Origin of the sequence: Afipia sp. P52-10 (assembly GCF_000516555.1) — a bacterium.
Lineage (GTDB): Bacteria > Pseudomonadota > Alphaproteobacteria > Rhizobiales > Xanthobacteraceae > P52-10.
The window spans coordinates 1,128,199-1,141,749 of record NZ_AZSJ01000003.1; the positions used below are offsets into that span (position 1 = coordinate 1,128,199).

The following is a 13,551-nucleotide window of genomic DNA, read 5'->3' on the forward strand; positions in this document are numbered from 1 at the left end:
AACGATGGGGCCCGCGGCATGAGCGCGAGGATGTCACGCAGCGTCTATGCCGATATGTTCGGCCCCACCACCGGCGACCGTGTGCGGCTCGCCGACACCGACCTGATCATCGAGGTGGAGAAGGACTTCACCGTCTATGGCGAAGAGGTGAAGTTCGGCGGCGGAAAAGTGATCCGCGACGGCATGGGCCAAAGCCAGATCACCAACCGCCAGGGCGCGGTCGATACCGTCATCACCAATGCGCTGATCGTCGACACCTGGGGCATCGTCAAAGCCGACGTCGGCATCAAGGACGGCAAGGTCCACGCAATCGGCAAGGCCGGCAATCCCGACATCCAGCCGAAGGTGACCATCGTCGTCGGCCCCGGCACCGACGTCATCGCTGGCGAAGGCAAGATCCTCACCGCCGGCGGCTTCGACAGCCACATCCACTTGATCTGTCCACAGCAGATCGAGCATGCGCTGATGTCGGGCGTCACCTCGCTGCTCGGCGGCGGCACCGGCCCCTCGCATGGCACGTTCGCGACCACCTGCACACCCGGTCCATGGCACATCGGCCGGATGATCCAGTCGTTCGATGCCTTTCCCGTCAATCTCGGCATCTCCGGCAAGGGCAATGCGTCTCGGCCCGCGGCGCTGATCGAGATGATCAAGGCCGGCGCCTGCGCGCTCAAGCTGCATGAAGACTGGGGCACCACGCCCGCCGCGATCGACACCTGCCTCAGCGTCGCCGATGATCACGATATCCAGGTGATGATCCACACCGACACGCTGAACGAATCCGGCTTCGTCGAAGACACCGTGAAGGCTTTCAAGGGCCGCACCATTCACGCTTTCCATACGGAGGGCGCGGGCGGCGGCCACGCGCCGGACATCATCAAGGTGGCAAGCCTGAAGAACGTGCTGCCGTCATCGACCAACCCGACACGCCCCTTCACCAGGAACACCATCGACGAGCATCTCGACATGCTGATGGTGTGCCACCATCTCGATCCGTCGATCGCCGAAGATCTCGCCTTCGCCGAAAGCCGCATCCGAAAGGAAACCATTGCCGCCGAGGACATCCTGCACGATCTCGGCGCGCTGTCGATGATGTCGTCCGACAGCCAGGCGATGGGCCGGCTCGGCGAGGTGATCATCCGCACCTGGCAGACCGCCGACAAGATGAAGAAACAGCGCGGCGCACTGCCTCAGGACAAGGCCGGCAACGACAACTTCCGCGTCAAGCGCTACATCGCCAAGTACACGATCAATCCGGCGATCGCCCACGGCGTCTCAAAGCTGATCGGCTCGGTGGAGAAGGGCAAGCTCGCCGACCTCGTGCTGTGGTCGCCCGCCTTCTTCGGCGTGAAGCCCGACTGCGTCGTCAAGGGCGGCACGATCGTCGCGGCTCCCATGGGCGATCCGAACGCATCGATCCCGACGCCGCAACCGGTGCATTACCGGCCGATGTTCGGAACGCTTGGCCGCGCGCGCACCGCCTCCTCGGTCGTGTTCACCTCGAAGGCCGCCGTTGCGAGCGGCCTAAAGCGCAAGCTCGGCCTCGAGAAGGACCTCTACGCGGTCAAGAACACCCGCGGTGGCATCTCCAAGAAGAGCATGATCCACAACGATGCGACGCCCAAGATCGAGGTCGATCCGGAGACCTACGAGGTCCGCGCCGATGGCGAGTTGCTTACCTGCCCGCCCGCCGAAGTCCTGCCCATGGCGCAGCGCTACTTTCTGTTCTAAAGCAGCCTGAGCCATCTGCTGCCGGGGACAGCCAAGTCGCTGATGGCGTTGCACTTTGGAGCGGTATGACCACGATCCTCGTTACCGGCGCAGACGGGTTCATCGGCGCGCACGTCGTCCGGCATCTGGCTGTGCACGGCAGCCACAGGCTGGTGGCGGTCTCACGACGGCCACAGGAGCCCGCGACGGCAGCCCCAGAGTCCATCCGCGTACAGGCCGACCTCGACGATTCTGCTCAGATCGCCGATCTGATCCGCCGCACCCAGCCTGCGGTCGTGATCCATGCTGCGGGAGGCCGCGGCCGGACCGACGAGAACGAGTGGAACAACCTGCGCATGACGCAAGCACTGTTCGACGTTCTTGGTGCGGCGGCTCCCGATACCCGCATCATCCTGTTCGGCAGTGCCGCCGAATATGGCGAGACCGGGAACACGCGCGTTGCAGAAACAGCCGAATGCCGCCCTGGAACCGTTTACGGCCAAACCAAGCTGATGATCACCGACGAAGCCTTGGCGCGCACCCGCTCGGGCCGCCTGCGCGCGACGGTGCTGCGTCCGTTCAACGTGATCGGCCCCGGGATATCGGCGACGCTGGCCGCCGCCTCGTTCCTGCGTCAGATCCGGGAGCCACGGATGCGCGACGGCGCCTATCTCGTAACGATGGGGGTTCGCGATGCCGTCCGCGATTTTGTGGCGGTGGATGATCTGATGACGGCGATCGAAAGGACCGTCGCGCGTGAGCTGTCCGGCGAGATCATCAATGTCTGCACCGGCCAGGGCCGCACGCTCGACTGGCTGCTGACCCGGATGGCCGCACTCGGCGGCGCCAAGGTGATCTTCGAGATCGACAGCCAGCATGCTGCGGCCGGCCAGCCTTCGATCTCCATCGGCGATCCCGACAAGGGCCAGCACCTGCTGGGGTTCACGCCCTCGCCCGATCTCGATACGACCCTGCGCGCCATGTGGGATAGCGCCATGATCGCCCGCGAGCAGTCATGACGAGCGACCGCGCCAAACAACGAGCGCTGCGATTGGCGCTCGGCATTTTCCGCCTGCAGCCGGCAGGCGGTCTCGAACGGCATGCGTTACGCATCGCCGGTGTCCTGGCGGAGCGCGGCCACGACGTCACGCTGTACACCACGCAAGGCACCGACAGCGCGCCCACAGGCGTCAAGCTATCATTGCTGCCGAACGACGGACGAACCAATCATGGATCGATGGACGCGTTCGGCCAACGATTTGCGGAGGTCGGGACAGATGCGGAGCTGCGGATCGGCTTCCAGCGGCTGCCGGGCCTCGACGTGTTGTTCTGCGCCGACTGGTGCTACCTCGATCGCGACCATCCGAAATGGGCGCCGCTGCTGCCGCGCTATCGCACGCTGACCCGACTCGAACGCGCCTGCTTCGACCCGTCGTCGAAAACCAAGATCATCACCCTCTCTGCGCCGCAGCTCGCTGCCTACGTCCGCGCCCACGGCACCCAGGCCGACCGGACGGTGGTGCTGCCGCCAACCATCGATCCCGCACATCGCGCCACCGAGCCGACCGATGCGGCCAAGCGGGCCGCCGCACGCCATCACTTCGATCTGCCGGAACGCGCCGTCGTCTGGCTTTGGATCGGCTTGCAGCCGATGGTGAAGGGCCTCGACCGGACGCTGGAGGCCTTGGCCAAGCATCCGGAGGCGATGCTCCTCATCTGCGGCACCGACCGGACCAACCGCAAAACCGCTTCCCTGCTGGCGGCGGCCGAGCGCGCGGGCTCCGGGAGCCGCATCCGCGTCGTCGGCATGGCCTCGGATACACAGCTCAAGGCCGCATTCGCCGCCGCGGATTTCCTCGTGCATCCGGCGCGGCTCGACGTCACTGCTACCGTGATCCTGGAAGCGATGGCCAATGGCCTGCCGGTCGTGACCACGGCGAATTGCGGCTTTGCTCCCCATGTGGACGCCGCCAATGCGGGCCTCGTTGTTCCGGTGCCATTCGAGCAACGGGTGTTCGAAACCGCCCTCACCCATGCTGCGAACGCCCCGCGGGAGACCTGGTCACGCCATGCAATCACTTACTGCGCCAATCCCAGGCTCTATTCCGGCATCGAACATGCCTGCAACCTGATCGAGGCCGGAGGCAATGACGAGGACTGGCGACGCGCCGCGCAGGCGGCGGAGGCGGGATTGTCCGCACCGAAACCATGAGCCTGTACGTGACAATGCATCATCGTTACCAAGGCATGGCCGTAAGCGAGACGACCGTCGCAATCCTGCCCATCCGCATGCCCGGAAAACCGATTTCCAGCTCTGACGTCATGCTCTACTGTGCGCCGGTTCAACAACAAGCTTGCAACAAGAACATCCGGGAGACCTGAATGATCTACGTCGTCGCCACCACTGAGGTAAAGCCCGAGCACCGTGACGCCTACATCAAAGGCGCGAAGGATTGCGTCGCCGCAACTCAGAAGGAAGCGGGCTGCATCTATTACGACAGCCATGTCAGCGTGAACAATCCCAACCTGTTTGTGGTTGTGGAGCGCTGGGAATCGCGCGAAGCGCTGGACGCGCATAGCCGCGCGCCGCACATGAAGGTGTGGCGTGACCTGTCGGCGCCATTCAAGGCATCCCCGACCCAAATCGAAATCATCAACCCCGCCGACGTCATCAAGCGTTAAGAGGCACAATCATGCTGCGCGCCACTTCCGTCAAAGCCGCAAAGACGTGGCGCGACACTCCCGCCGATACGGTCGTGCTCGAATTCGACGACCGGCATCGGCGGCGCATGACCATGGCCGGCACGCGTGGGCTGGAATTCCTGCTCGATCTGCCGGACGTGATCGCTCTGCGCAGCGGCGACGCCCTGGTGCTGGAGGACGGCCGCCTGATCGAGGTGGTCGCCGCTCCGGAACCGCTGGTCGAAATTCGTGGCAAAGATGCAGCCGATCTGGTGCGCGTTGCCTGGCATCTCGGCAATCGTCACCTGCCGACCCAGCTTCTGCCGAAAGCGCTCCGCATCCGCCGCGATCATGTGATCGAGGAGATGGTGCGCGGGCTTGGCGCGCGCGTCATGGAGATCGAAGCACCGTTCGATCCTGAAGGCGGAGCCTATCTCATGGCATCCCCTTCTGAACTCGCGCACAACGATCATGCCCACAGTCATGGTCATCACCACGACCACAAGCACGGTCACGGGCATCATCATGCGCACCATGGCGATGACCACCATGATCATCATGGTGATGATCACAAGCATGATCATGGCCCTCACACGCACGGTCACGGCCAGGGGCATCACCATCATCATGCGCCTGGCGAGGCGTGCGATCATCCCGACCACCACCATGATCATGCCCATCATCATGGCCATTCTCACACCCATGGGCACAAAGCCTGATCTGCCATGAGCCGTCGCAAAGGCGCGTCTGCTCCCGAGATCGAGGCCGCCACCGTCTCCGGCGACGACAGGCAGGCCGACCACGCGGCCCTGTTCCGCCTGATGACCTGGCTGTCCCCCGCGTTCCCCGTCGGCGCCTTCTCGTATTCGAGCGGCATCGAATGGGCGGTCGAGACAGGCGACATCGCCGACGCGGACACCCTCCGGCAGTGGCTGGCTGCGATGCTGGCCGACGGCGCGGGCTTCTGCGACGGCGTTCTCCTCAGCCATGCCTGGCGGGCGGCATCCGCTCGCGACGACCGCCTGCTGGCCGATGTCGCCGAGCTGGCCGCGGCCCTTGCTCCGTCGCGGGAGCGGCATCTGGAAACGACCGCCCAGGGACGTGCCTTCGCTGATATCACCGAGGCTGCTTGGCCCTGCGAGAGCCTGGCCCGGCTGAGGCAGAGTTGGGACGGTCCGATCGCCTACCCGGCGGCCGTCGGCGTCGTCAGCGCGGGCCATAGCATCCGGCTCGACTGGACGCTGCAGGCCTTTCTGCATGCGCAGGTTTCCAACTGGATCTCCGCGGGCGTGCGGCTGGTCCCACTCGGCCAGACCCACAGCCAACGCGTGTTGGCGGCACTGGAGCCGACGGTGGCAGCAACCGCGGAGCGAGCGCTGACGGCGACACTCGACGACCTCGGCAGCGCGACGTTTCGCGCCGATCTTGCGAGCATGCGCCACGAAGCCCAGTATACGAGACTGTTCAGATCATAGAGACGAGAGCCCGATGGGAACGACAACCGCAACCTCACCGTCCCGCTCGCGGACGCCAAGCCCGCATGGGCCGTTGCGCGTCGGCATCGGCGGGCCGGTCGGATCCGGCAAGACCGCACTGATGGACCTGCTCTGCAAGAGCTTGCGCGAGAGCTACGACATCGCGGCGATCACAAACGACATCTACACCAAATGGGACGCGGAATACCTCGTGCGCGCCGGTTCGCTCACCGCCGACCGCATTGCTGGCGTCGAGACCGGCGGCTGTCCGCACACCGCGATCCGTGAGGACGCCTCCATGAACCTGGCGGCGGTCGCCGACATGCGCGCCAAGTTTCCGACGCTCGACCTCGTACTGATCGAGTCCGGTGGCGACAACCTGGCTGCAACCTTCTCGCCGGAGCTGGCCGACCTGACGATCTACGTCATCGACGTTGCCGCGGGCGACAAGATCCCGTCCAAAGGCGGACCGGGCATCACGCGCTCGGACCTGCTGGTGATCAACAAGATCGATCTCGCGCCGCATGTCGGCGCTTCGCTCGACAAGATGCGCACCGACACGCTGCGCATGCGCGGCGAGCGGCCCTTCGTCATGAGCAATCTCAAGACCGGCGAAGGGCTCGACCAGATCATGCGTTTCATCGAGACCAAAGGCGGCCTGCGTTAGCAATCCGGACGCCTCTTTTCATATTTTTCTCGTATTTTCAGGAACATCGCCGGAATCCCCGGGTTAGCTAGCCGGAGATTCCGCATGAAGGATTATGGCAGCGCCTTTCTGAGCCTGATCTTGGTGGGAGTGGTGATGCTGGTGGCCGGACTGGGTCTGATCGTCCGACCGAGCGACGGGCAGCAACCTCTTTTGGCCGACAACATGCAAACCACGCAAACAAAGGCTCAATCCGCACCCTCACCACGCCCCTCTGGCGACGACAGCGCCGTCGCGCCGTTGCTTGGGCGCTAATCCTTCGTCTTGCTGCTCTTAAGGTTAATTCAGCATCGTTTCCGTCCGCCTGCACGCAAGCCACCGCAGCCATGGAACCAAAATGCTGATAACGCGTTGACTTAGCCGAATTTCAACCTGCTTGCGGCTGACGGTCTGCAGCTCCGGGCGAGACTTGTGCAGCGATGATCGTGTTGTCATTATTCCGCGTGAGGTGGATTGTCGTAAACCAATCGTGCAATTCGCATCTCTCCGGAAATAACTCCCCACAGCTTCGTTGTGTTTAGAGTCGTCGCTTGGTTCGGCTGGGATTCATCGTTGCCCTTGTTGCCCTGATCGGCCTGCTGGTGTCGGGGCTGGTTGCTCTCCGCGTCTACGAACAGGAGATCGCGATCGAGCAGGCCGCCCTCGCGCGCGGTATCGAATCTCATGCCCGCCTCGTTCAAGAACGTCTCGCCGAGCGCGAGTTGCTGGCGCGGGTCGCCGTCGGACTGATCCGATCGAACCAGGCGCTGCATATCAACGCGCTGGAGCCGCTGCGGGCTTCGATCTACGCCTTCCGAACCGATTTCGTCCTCGCCACCTGGATCGCTCATATCGGTGCCGGCGAAATTCCGAAGGCGGAACAAATCCTCGCAGAATCGGGGTATTCGCGACCTACCGTACGGCAGGTGGACGATTCCCCGCTTCCTTCGCCGCCTCCATCCGGCGCTCTCAACGTGCTGATGGACATCGATCCGCGCACACCCGAGACTATCGCCCTGCCGGGGCGGGTCCTCGATCGGGCACCGACGTTCGGACCGATCCTGTCGGCGGCGCTCGCACGCCGCGCGCCAGCCGCGTCGGAGCCCGCAACTCTCCCGCGCTCGGATGAGAATACCGGCGTGGTTCTCGCCGCTCCGGTCTTTGCCGACGGCAGCGGGGTACCGATCGGCTTCATCACCTTCTCCTATCTGCTGGGCCCGCTGATGCTGGGCAATGATGAGCCATCCCCGTTCACGGTGGCTTTGCGCGATCCCCGCGACGATCTGAAGGAGTTCACCGCAGACAGCCGCAGCCATGTCGGCCCCTCTCAGATCGCTCCCGAACGCGCCAGCGCCGCCGTATCTCAAGGCGTGACGTTCGGCGGCCGCGACTTCGTTCTGTCCTACTATGCGAAGGTGGATCCGACGGTGCGGGCTCAATCCCTCGCAGCGATCGTGATGATCGTCGGCGTCGCCCTCACGAGTATTCTCTGCGGCCTGTTTGGATATGTCGCCTACAACAACCTGCGCCTGAGTCGTGAGATCGAAGCACGCATCAGCTTCGAAGCCCGGCTCGGGGCCGTCATCGCCGAGCTGAACCATCGGGTGAAGAACATCCTGGCGGTGATCCAATCCATCGTCACCAGGACGATGCGGCCTGGCGCGGATGTCGATACGGCCCGCGAGCTCTTGATCGGCCGCATCCATGCGATGTCGCATGTGGTCTCGCTGCTGAGCGATACCCACTGGCAGGGCGTACACCTGAAGAGCCTGCTGACCTCGCGGGCGATCCCTTATGCCGAACGGATCGCAGCGACGGGGCCCGACATCATCGTCAGCTCGCGCGCTGCGCAAAGCCTCTGCCTGCTTTTCTTCGAGCTCGCCTCGCAGGCCGCCGCAAGCGCCCGCGACCGGGCAGGCGTCGAAGTCGCCGTGAAGTGGCAGGTCACCGGCAAGGGACCGAACGAACTGTTCGCGATGAAGTGGGAGGAGTTCAACGTCACTGCCGAAACGCGGCACGAAGACAACGATTTCGGCGCGATCCTGCTCGACCGTGTCGCGCCGGAAGCGCTTGGCGGCACGTCACGCCGCTACTTCACCGAAACCAGCTACGTCTTCGAAATCTCCGCCCCGATGCGCACCGTGGTCGACAAGACCGAGATGGATCGCACCGGCCGCCTGTCGGGACTGCTGCCGCGCAAGTAAGACCAGCCGGCACGCCAGCGCGGAATTCACCGCACTGTCGGAACACAAATCACCCCTCTCCCAGCCCTCACGCAAGCGCGAGCCACACGCCGATGGGCGGAGTCTGCTCGATCGCGACAGACGGATGAGGGGACGCGTTTGTGCCAGGTCTTATGTGACGAGGCCTTTACGTGACGAGAGCTTTCGCGCGAAGCGAGACCGGTCGCGCAAAGCAAGGAACGTAGCCATGCACGGACAGTAGTAGCCATGCACGGAAAGCATTTGCCGGTCCTGATTCATCAGAACCGGCAAATGCGCCAAAGCGCGATGAGATTTGGATGAATCGTCTTCGCGCTTTAGCTCATTGTGTAAGCATGACCGTTTCGGAAGACTGCTTCACACTTTTCCGGATCGTGCTTTAGCCGCTGCTGCCGCCGATCACCGCGCGGACCGTGTTGTCCGGACCGAAGTCATCAGCCCCATCCACATAAAGAAGATTGCTGAGCTTCGAGCGGGCGCGATTCACACGGCTCTTGATCGTGCCGACCGCACAGCCGCAGATCGCCGCGGCATCTTCGTAGGAGAAGCCGGACGCGCCGACCAGAATCAGCGCCTCGCGTTGATCCTGCGGAAGCTTGTCGAGCGCCTCGCGGAACTCCTGAAACTCGATATGCACGTTCTGACCCGGCTGGGTCTTCAGCGTGTTGGCATAGCTGCCATCCGCATCCTCGACCTCGCGCCGACGCTTGCGATAGTCGGAGCGGAACAGGTTGCGAAGAATCGTAAACAGCCATGCCGGCAGATTCGACCCGGGCTGGAACGAGTCGATGTTGGCGATCGCGCGCAACAGCGTCTCCTGCACCAGGTCATCTGCCCGATCGGCGTTGCCGCTGAGCGAGATTGCGAAGGCGCGCAGATTGGGAACTGCCGCCAGGATGTCGTCACGCAGAGTGTCAGTGAGAGGCATTAGTCAGACCCCTCCGCTTTTGTTGCGGGCGTTTCGGCACTGGGATCATCGAGTTTCCGGATGAGTTCGGCGAACCGCTCCGGCACGCCCTGACGCACGACGTCATCATACATCGCGCGCAATTGATGACCGATCCGCGCTTGGATTTCGCTGTTCAAGCCACCAGGACGCTTGTCCCGTGTCGAGTTTCCAGCGGCGTCTTGCGGCACTCCTAGAGGTTTTAATTCTTTCATGACCCCGATCCGTAAATGACCTCGAGAATAGTTTCTGTGCTCCCGGGGCGTTTTTTCTAGACTTTAGAAGCCCTTGCCGCCGTTCGATTAGGTGCCTAACTCGTTCGAACGGTAAAAGTTCCGGACTTTTTGGGAACTTTTGACAAGGATGTGCGTAGATTAGAGCGCCGCGGGAGCGGAACTCTCCGCCCCGCCAATTGACAATTCTACGGAGGCGGAATGTCTCGATCTCAACTGGTTGCCGAACAACTGCCGCTGCTGCGGCGCTACGCTCGCGCCCTGACCGGCAGCCAAGCGTCTGGGGACGCTTACGTGGCCGCCATGCTGGAAGCTCTGCTGCAGGATCCGAACCTGCTCGATGAGAGTAAAGGCATGCGTCCCGGATTGTTCCGCATGTTCACCAAAATCTGGAACTCCGTCTCCATCAACGAGAATGTCGACGTCGTGCCACTGCACGCGCGCCCCGAGCAGCGGCTTTCCAATATCACGCCGCTGCCGCGACAAGTCTTCCTGCTGTTCTCGCTGGAAGGCTTCTCCGAGGAGGAAGTCGCTTTCATTCTCGATTGCGACCCGAAGGACGTGCGGCAGTATTCCGAGGCCGCCGGCCGCGAGCTTGCGGCGGAAATCGCGACCGACGTCCTTATCATCGAGGATGAGACGTTCATCGCGATGGACCTGGAAAGCCTCGTCAAGAATCTCGGTCACAACGTGATCGGAGTCGCGCGCACCCACAGCGATGCCGTCGAGATCGCGCGCAAGAAGACGCCGGGCCTGATCCTGGCGGACATTCAGCTCGCGGATGGCAGCTCGGGTCTTGATGCCGTCAACGAAATGCTGCGTGAATTCGAAGTGCCGGTGGTGTTCATTACCGCCTATCCGGAGCGCTTCCTGACCGGCGAACGCCCGGAGCCCGCGTTCCTGATCTCCAAGCCGTTCCAGCCGGCGATGGTCTCCGCCGTTGCCAGCCAGGCGCTGTTCTTCAAGCGCAATTCCCGGAGCCGTCCGCCGCGCGTCGCGGCTTCGTAACGATCTCGCCAGTAGGGCGCCGGAAAAAACCCGGCGCCCTCCTGCGCGTCATGACCTCGGTGCCGTCCAGCGAACTAAGCGTTTGCGTTGAGTCAGAAGAAGCTCGTGGCCCAGCAGGGCTCAAGACAAAAACGAGGGCGCAGCCGGCATCACCACGACTGCGCCCCATAATTGCCGGCTAACTAGGGGCAGGGGGAATAGCCGGCTGTCAGGACGACGCGCCAGCCGCGAATTCGTTCCTGCAAATCCCACCTCCGATCACAAAATATTTTCTTGCCGCCTTTGCGCGCCGGTCGGGCCTCCGGGAACCGGCGGGCCCTGGACGACGTTTAGTTCGCAACAGGGTTCACGTACGAGCGATCGCTCAATCGCCGAGGCGTCAATGACATACCGTTCTGCGTACCATCTCACCGGCCTGGTGGCCGCGACAGCAGCAATAGCCGTATTCGGCGGCCTTCACTTCGAAGACGCCGCCGGCCGCAATCTCGATACCCTCTCTCCCGACGATGCTCGTATCCAGAGCGGCACCACGCTCGCCGTCTCAAACATCAATCGGACGGAGAAAGCCGACCGCAGCCAGATCGCTACCGTTGGTTCGGGTAACGAGCGCACGATCACGTTTCAGCTTCCCAACCTTCCCGCGACCACCATCGCCATAAGGGTTGGAGAAACCGCTGGAGCGGGAGCGGCGAACCCGCCCACCCCGTCCGCCGGCAGCCGCTTTCTCTCTGGAGAGAAGCCACCCCGCCGCATCGTCGCTTGCGAGGGCGTGGTCAGCGCGCTGACCGAGGTTGCGAAGCACCTCCAACCAGGCCGATGCGTGACCTAGAGAGCTTTGGTTCTGATCGAATCAGAACCAAAGTCTCGACGCACTTGTTTCGACGCATTTTCTTGACGCGAACTGATTCCATCCGGATCGAGTCCGGGACAGGCTTTCGTCTGAAAACGCTCTAAAGCGCGAGGAGATTTGGACGAATCGTCTCGCGCTTTAGCTCATTATTTGAGCATGATCTTTTCGGAAAACCGCTTCACACTTTTCCGGATCATGCTTGAGGTCGCGAGACTTGGGTCACGCTTGTTGCCGCGATGGCGATAGCCAAGAGACGACGCCTCACTCGGCGTCGTCGGTCGATTCGGTCGGCTCACGACGCTGGCCGGCGAACAGCCCCAGCGCCACGCCGCCGATCGCCAGCAGCGGAATCATCCGCCGTAACCCGACGGTTCGGACCAGTTGCAGGCCGATCGCAATCGCGGCCGGATCGGACAGGAATGTCGAGACCGGCGATTTCGCTGCCTGCGCCCTGGCCGCTTCCATTCGTCTTTGCTGCTGCTGTTGGATGATGGAATAGATCGTCGCGGCAATCAGCGCGAGCAGAAAGAAAACACCGCCGCCTGCGAAGCACGCCGCAACGGCCCCTTCCCGCGCCAACACATACATGAACGCCGCCGCCGCCAGAAAGCCAACGACAACAAAAAAGGAGACCGCCATTACGATCCCCAGACACGCCAGACGTGCGGCGCTGCCTGCGCTCGATTTCACATCGTCAACCAGCCGCTGAAGCATTCCTCAAAGCCCCTTCCGGTCCAGGGAGAGAAGGCACGAGCCTGCTCTCCCGAAGTCCGTGCGTTTCACGATCACTTACGTCAGATCCACTGGGCCAAGATCACCTGCGCCAGGTGACGCCGATCAGAAAGCCGAGCCCGATCGCCAGACCAATCGCCGCAATGGGGCGCTGGACGATCGCATCCTCGAGCGTGTCCTCGATCGTCGCCGCCGCATCCTGAGCGGCCTCGAACGCGGCCGAACCTTTCTTCGTGGCATCATCGACGACGGAATCCACGCTGGCACGGGCCTGCTTGTAAGTTTTGCGGGCCTGCTTCTGCGCCGAGCCTGTGAACGTGTTCAGCGCATCGGATAACTGGGCTGTCAGGGCCGATATCTCGCCCTTGACGCTTTCGACATCCTTCTGCAGGCGTTCATAGGTCGCTTTATCCATCACGTTTTTCACGGCTCCCTCGTCATCACTCGACATCGAACGCTCCTTATCAACGGTATGAAGTCAACGTAGGCCCGACTTGAAGGTTCCATCCCGCCCGCGCGCGCCATGGATGCCGGCGGTGCTCACTTTCGCATGCGGCTGGGTTGAACCAATCGCCGCCCTCGGCCGACCAAGTCTCAAGGACATTTGCGACAGCGCGCGGCAAACCTTTCTCGGCGCAATCGACACCGTCAAAAGTTCGATGACGTCAAACTGAGCAGGGGCCATGCGCGGCTTGCCCACGCCGGCTGCCCGGACGTTCTAGATGCGACCAAGAAGCAGAAGGATGAGGACCACGATCAAGATTGTGCCGACGATTCCGGAGGGGCCATAGCCCCAGTTGGCACTGTGCCTCCAACTCGGGAAGACACCGAGCAGCAGCAAGATCAGAACGATAATCAGAATAGTGCCTAGCGACATGATCCAGTCCTCATCCCGAACCCTGATCAAGCAAAGTCCGTTTGAGCGGAAGAGTTCCGCGACCAGAGAGATGATCGGCCCCCGCAACCGCTGCAACTTCAGCCCGGTCGGCGTGTTGTAAGTAGAACTAA

At 62.8% G+C, this 13,551-nt stretch carries 16 protein-coding genes; 11 read left to right on the top strand and 5 right to left on the bottom strand.

The genetic code is table 11. From position 1 onward, the window contains the following. Positions 1-18 precede the first annotated feature (18 nt). The 9 genes from ureC to X566_RS06685 all read left to right on the top strand — a co-directional run bounded on the left by ureC (position 19) and on the right by X566_RS06685 (position 8,756). Complete coding sequence (ureC, locus tag X566_RS06645; protein ID WP_034464615.1) at positions 19-1,731, top strand: urease subunit alpha; 1,713 nt, start codon at positions 19-21, stop codon at positions 1,729-1,731. A gap of 65 nt (positions 1,732-1,796) precedes the next feature. After that, complete coding sequence (locus tag X566_RS06650) at positions 1,797-2,729, top strand: NAD(P)-dependent oxidoreductase (protein ID WP_034464617.1); 933 nt, start codon at positions 1,797-1,799, stop codon at positions 2,727-2,729. After that, entirely contained in the window at positions 2,726-3,922 is a 1,197-nt protein-coding gene (locus X566_RS06655) for a glycosyltransferase family 4 protein (RefSeq protein ID WP_051443919.1), read from the top strand. The genes X566_RS06650 and X566_RS06655 overlap by 4 nt, the downstream gene beginning before the upstream one ends. A 170-nt stretch (positions 3,923-4,092) precedes the next feature. Then, a complete protein-coding gene (locus X566_RS06660) occupies positions 4,093-4,392 on the top strand; it encodes a putative quinol monooxygenase (RefSeq protein ID WP_034464619.1) in 300 nt (99 codons plus the stop codon). A gap of 11 nt (positions 4,393-4,403) precedes the next feature. Next, complete coding sequence (locus X566_RS24265) at positions 4,404-5,111, top strand: urease accessory protein UreE (protein ID WP_081740086.1); 708 nt, start codon at positions 4,404-4,406, stop codon at positions 5,109-5,111. Positions 5,112-5,117: 6 nt separating this feature from the next. Next, positions 5,118-5,867, top strand: a complete 750-nt coding sequence (locus X566_RS06670; RefSeq protein ID WP_034464624.1) for an urease accessory protein UreF — start codon at positions 5,118-5,120, stop codon at positions 5,865-5,867. 13 nt (positions 5,868-5,880) lie between these two features. Beyond that, the gene (gene ureG / locus X566_RS06675; RefSeq protein ID WP_051443920.1) at positions 5,881-6,534 is read left to right on the top strand and encodes an urease accessory protein UreG; all 654 of its coding nucleotides are present in this window, start codon (positions 5,881-5,883) and stop codon (positions 6,532-6,534) included. An 84-nt stretch (positions 6,535-6,618) separates the two neighbouring features. Next, positions 6,619-6,828: a hypothetical protein gene (locus X566_RS06680; protein ID WP_034464628.1), complete on the top strand. Its 210-nt coding sequence runs from the start codon at positions 6,619-6,621 to the stop codon at positions 6,826-6,828. A 275-nt stretch (positions 6,829-7,103) separates the two neighbouring features. Continuing rightward, on the top strand, positions 7,104-8,756 hold the full coding sequence (locus tag X566_RS06685; protein WP_034464631.1) for an HWE histidine kinase domain-containing protein: 1,653 nt from the start codon (positions 7,104-7,106) through the stop codon (positions 8,754-8,756). A gap of 397 nt (positions 8,757-9,153) precedes the next feature. Here X566_RS06685 and X566_RS06690 read toward each other — a convergent pair whose 3' ends face one another. Continuing rightward, positions 9,154-9,702 carry a sigma-70 family RNA polymerase sigma factor gene (locus X566_RS06690; protein ID WP_081740087.1) on the bottom strand — a complete coding sequence of 183 codons (549 nt, stop codon included), beginning with the start codon at positions 9,700-9,702 and terminating at the stop codon, positions 9,154-9,156. Next, positions 9,702-9,935 carry a NepR family anti-sigma factor gene (locus tag X566_RS06695; RefSeq protein ID WP_034464634.1) on the bottom strand — a complete coding sequence of 78 codons (234 nt, stop codon included), beginning with the start codon at positions 9,933-9,935 and terminating at the stop codon, positions 9,702-9,704. Before X566_RS06695 ends, X566_RS06690 begins: the two co-directional genes overlap by 1 nt. Before the next feature lie 219 nt (positions 9,936-10,154). On the opposite strand from X566_RS06695, the gene X566_RS06700 reads away from it, so the two are divergent. Both X566_RS06700 and X566_RS23865 read left to right on the top strand, forming a co-directional pair. Continuing rightward, positions 10,155-10,961, top strand: a complete 807-nt coding sequence (locus X566_RS06700; RefSeq protein ID WP_034464637.1) for a response regulator — start codon at positions 10,155-10,157, stop codon at positions 10,959-10,961. 382 nt (positions 10,962-11,343) lie between these two features. Further along, complete coding sequence (locus X566_RS23865) at positions 11,344-11,790, top strand: hypothetical protein (RefSeq protein ID WP_051443921.1); 447 nt, start codon at positions 11,344-11,346, stop codon at positions 11,788-11,790. A 282-nt stretch (positions 11,791-12,072) separates the two neighbouring features. Here the strand turns inward: X566_RS23865 and X566_RS06710 are convergent, their stop codons facing one another. The 3 genes from X566_RS06710 to X566_RS24270 all read right to left on the bottom strand — a co-directional run bounded on the left by X566_RS06710 (position 12,073) and on the right by X566_RS24270 (position 13,420). Beyond that, complete coding sequence (locus X566_RS06710; protein ID WP_034464639.1) at positions 12,073-12,525, bottom strand: hypothetical protein; 453 nt, start codon at positions 12,523-12,525, stop codon at positions 12,073-12,075. Positions 12,526-12,625: 100 nt separating this feature from the next. Next, positions 12,626-12,994, bottom strand: coding sequence for a YqjD family protein (locus X566_RS06715; protein ID WP_034464642.1), 369 nt, complete (start codon positions 12,992-12,994; stop codon positions 12,626-12,628). A 267-nt stretch (positions 12,995-13,261) separates the two neighbouring features. Continuing rightward, a complete protein-coding gene (locus X566_RS24270) occupies positions 13,262-13,420 on the bottom strand; it encodes a DUF3309 family protein (RefSeq protein WP_034468111.1) in 159 nt (52 codons plus the stop codon). Positions 13,421-13,551: the final 131 nt, after the last annotated feature.